Here is a 3,217-nt window from a genome sequence, read left to right as displayed (position 1 = left end):
CGTTTTGTTCTAAATAATCTACGGTAAACCAGTAATCGGTGGAAGGTAGTAATTGTCCATTGTAGGTACCATCCCAACCCTGTCCTGTCGAACTGATTTGTTTGAGTAGTTTGCCGTAGCGGTCAAATATATAAATTTTTGCGTTAGGTTGTCCACCTAATCCAACAATATTCCACGTGTCGTTGATACCATCACCATTCGGGGTGAAGTAATGCGGGTAATCAATGATTTGAACATTCTCGATTACTAGTTCTTCACAGCTGTAGTTGCCGCCTTCGGTATCCCAAACTCGGATGATGTGCGTGCCCAACGATACGCCTTCAAAGATGTTGCTCGTTTGTCGTGGTCCGTCGTCTAAACTGTATTCATAGGTGCCATAGCCATCTACTAACACGGTGATGATTTGGGAATCGCTAAAGGCATTGGTTACGGTATATCCTATCGTACCGTCTGCTATCACCGCTTGCCCTGATTGTATCACCTCGAAATCTGCCGATGTGGTCGCACAGGCTAGTGGACTAACGCTGGTAGCGGTCACGGTGTAGGTGCGCGTGGCGCCTGTTGGTTCCGCCGTGTCTACGGTATAGGTTGGTCCTGTTGCTCCTGCAATGGGTGTAGTGGAGTTGTTTTCAAACCACGCAAAGGTGTAGTCGGCTACATTGGTAATGCCACTGTCTAAGGTTAAGGGTCGCACTACTTCATCGGTTTCAAAGTTCACACAGATGGTGTCTACTCCATTCGGGGTGGTGATTATCGGGTTCGGATAACGCTCGATGTTGATGTTTATCGTGGTTAACGCATAACACACTGGCGTAATGCTGTTGCTGCTGTTTTCTACTTTCACCCAAATCTGGTCGGTGTCTGCTGCGGTGATATAGGCTTGGGCTTGGGCTAACGGGATAGCATTGGTTCCGGCTATGGCATCGGCTTGGGTGGTGTAGTAACTAATCAGGAAAACGGCCGGGTCTTGCCCGTTTAATATGGCGGTGTTGTATTGGGTTAAATCCAATTGGAAGACGCCATCATAAGGGTCAAGGTAATCGTCACAGCTGGCGAAGGTTTGTGGTCCTGTGGCTTGGGCATATTCTTCCACGACTAAGGTCAATACTCCGGTGGCATTCACACAGCCTGTAGCGTTGTTCACTACTCTGATATTGATGTTTTGGGTGTCTGGGGTAGTGTTTTGATAACTGGCTGGCAGTGGGGTTTGTCCGGTGTTGGTAAACGGATTGGCGCCTGCTGCCGTGGCGTAATAGCTTATGGTGTAATTGGCTGGCAATTGGGCAGCGCCTAGTATGGCGGTGGCCAATTGGGGGTTGGTTAAATCGAAAACGGCGATGCCATCGGCATTGTCATCACATACTCTATAGGGTGCCAATGGCTGGATTACCGTGGGTAGTGGGTTTACGGTTAATGGTTGTGCTACTATCACGGCACAACGGTTGCCTAGGTAGTCTACTCTGTTGTTCTCTACGCGTATCCATACGGTACCGCCTACTAATGCGGCTGTCGGGTTCAGTATTTCATTGGCTACTACGTTGTTTTGGGCATCGGCTTGCGTAGGGAAATAATGTAGGGTTACGTTAGGGTCGCCATTGGCAATGTAAGCCGCATTGGTTGTTAAATCGAATAGTTCCAACAAATCGCCAGGGTTGTTGTCGTCACATTTTGGTGCTAGGGGTTGCGGATCGGTGCGTGGTGTGGGCACTGGCAATACTCTAATGTCTAGGGTGGTGATGCTTTGGCAACTTGCGGGTGCGGGTGTGGTGACTACTACGCCTAGGGTTTGCACGGCTGGGAAGATATTGGTGTAGGCCGTTGGGGTGGTAATCACATTGGTGTTGTTTTGGGCATCTGTCAAGCTTGGGTAATAGGCTACGGTGTATCCTACTAGGTTTTGGGTGATTTCAGCGGTTTTTACGGTTAAGTCAAAACTGTGGAATTGGTTATTGGGGTTGGTATCGTCGTCACACACGCTCAATGGTGCTGGTGTAGTGAGTAACAATGGGGTGTTGATTTGGAGCTGGAAGCTGCCTAGGTTGTAACAGCCCGTGGTGGTGTCTTCTACTCTAACCCAGATGGTGTCTCCATCGCTTCCAAAGTAATTGGTAGCGGGGATTATCGGTGCGGTGCCTTGTTGTGCTGCTGGCTGGCTGTTGTAGTAGGTCACGGTATAACTGCCACTTGCGGGTTGCTGGGCTAACACATCGGGGGTGCGCTGGGTTAGGTCTACTCCGGTACTGGCGTTTTGTGGGTTGTTGTCATTGTCGCATACGATGATGTCGTTTAAGCCTACTAAGGCTATCGGACTGGCATTGACATTGAGCTCTATGGGGATAACACTCCAGCAACCGGTATTGGGGTCAACGGCTCTCACATAGAGGGTTTGTACAAACGGTTCGATGTTGATATAAGGTACTGTGGTGTCTATGGCGGTGGTGCCTTCTTCCGCGGTGGTTTGGGTTTCGTGGAAGGTAATGGTATACACGGCGCCTTGTAATAAATCAGGAATTAGTGTGGTTAAATCAAAGCTGGTAAAGCCGTCTTGGTCTTCATCACATAGGGTGTAGGGTTGTGTCGGTAGTATCGGTGTTGGTAACGGCTCTACTCTGATGTCCATCGTGGAGATGACAAAACAACTGGTAGCGGTATTGGTAATTCTTATCCCTAAGGTTTGTACGAAGATGATTTGGTTTTGGTATTGTAGGTTGGTGATGGCGTTGGTGTCATTCTGTGCATCGGTTAGACTTGGATAGAAGGTAACGCTCATGCCGGTTTGGCCTAATAGAATATCGGCTACTTTACTGGCTAAATCAAAGGTCTCAAAGCCTACTTGTCCTGTCTCGTCGCACAAGGAGTATGGCAGGTAGTTGGGTTGTAGTGAGTTGGGTATCGGGTTTACGATTAACTGTAGTTCTACGGTGTCATAACAGCCCGTAGCGTTGGTCTCTACGCGTACGTAGAGGGTTTGGCTATCAATGGTCTGGTTGATGTAACTCGTTACGTTGCTGATGGCATTGGTATCGGCATTGGCATCGCCTTGGGTAGTATGGAAGGTGACCGTAGTCAGCGATGGGTCGATATTGCCTAGTATTTCTGGGATGGTAGTGGTTAAATCAAAGGTCTCAAAGCCCGCAATACCGGTGTAATCACACAAAGCATAAGGCGATGGGGTCGTGGCTTCGGGTGTCGGGTCAACGATTAGTTGGAGTTGGAC

Annotated in this window: 1 protein-coding gene; it reads right to left on the bottom strand. The window is 48.9% G+C overall.

The genetic code is table 11. The features are described from left to right. Positions 1-3,217, bottom strand: a 3,217-nt coding sequence (locus tag WFZ85_RS15810; protein ID WP_342697221.1) for a T9SS type B sorting domain-containing protein, incomplete at both ends; no start/stop codon positions are given.

The organism is Flavobacterium aureirubrum (genome assembly GCF_038739835.1).
Taxonomy (GTDB): Bacteria; Bacteroidota; Bacteroidia; order Flavobacteriales; family Flavobacteriaceae; genus Flavobacterium; species Flavobacterium aureirubrum.
This window is presented reverse-complemented; position numbering and strand designations above follow the sequence as displayed.